Origin of the sequence: Variovorax sp. CCNWLW225, from assembly GCF_037204045.1 — a bacterium.
Taxonomy (GTDB): domain Bacteria; phylum Pseudomonadota; class Gammaproteobacteria; order Burkholderiales; family Burkholderiaceae_C; genus Variovorax.
On the sequence record NZ_JBBCBV010000052.1, the window covers coordinates 1 to 829 of the forward strand.

Here is an 829-nt window from a genome sequence, read left to right on the forward strand (position 1 = left end):
TAGGGCGTGTTAACACTACTGGCGTGACTCCAGGCTCATATCGGAAACTCCGGGTATGGAGATCACGCAAGCCCAATTCGAGCAGATTGCACATTGTTTGCCTACACAGAGAGGCAACGTCAGCCTGTCGAACCTGAGTGTGTTGAACGCGGTGCTGTATGTGGCCGAGCACGGCTGCAAGTGGCGCGGTCTGCCCAAGCGGTTCGGCAATTGGCACACGATCTATACACGCATGAATCGGTGGTCCAAGGCCGGCGTGCTCGATAGGGTGTTCGAGGAGTTGCAGCGTGCTCAGGTTGTGCGCATCAAGATCGAGGCCGTCTCGCTGGACAGCACGAGCATCAAGGTACATCCGGATGGAACTGGTGCGTTAAAAAAAACGGGCCACAAGCCATCGGCAAGTCCCGAGGCGGATGGAACACCAAGATTCATATGGTTGCCGCGGATGCTCGAACGGCCATAACGTTCTCGCTGTCGCCCGGGCAGGCACACGATGCGCCCGAAGGCCGGGCCTTGCTGCGTCGGCTGGGTGGGCCAACCCGCCCACTGCATCTGCTGATGGATCGTGCCTACGAAGGCAACGAGACACGGCAGTTGGCGCTGGACCTTGGATTCATCCCCGTAGTGCCGCCGCTGAAGACCAGGGTCGAGCCCTGGGAGTACGACCGAGAGATGTACAAGCGCCGCAACGAAGTCGAGCGACTGTTCCGGCGCCTGAAGGGCTTCCGCCGAATCTTCTCGCGATTCGAGAAGCTCGACGTAATGTTCCTTGGCTTCATCAGCTTTGCGCTGATCGCCGACGGACTTCGATTGTGTTAACAGGCCCTAG

1 protein-coding gene is annotated in these 829 nt (G+C 59.0%); it reads left to right on the plus strand.

Features of this window, described 5'->3' with window-relative positions:
• The first annotated feature begins 55 nt into the window (after window positions 1–55).
• Window positions 56–819 (plus strand): IS5 family transposase gene (locus V9L20_RS27255; protein WP_125966995.1). Its coding sequence is split into 2 segments (ribosomal slippage): window positions 56–371 and window positions 371–819, totalling 765 coding nucleotides; the frame shifts between segments, so codons are not numbered across the junction.
• Window positions 820–829: the final 10 nt, after the last annotated feature.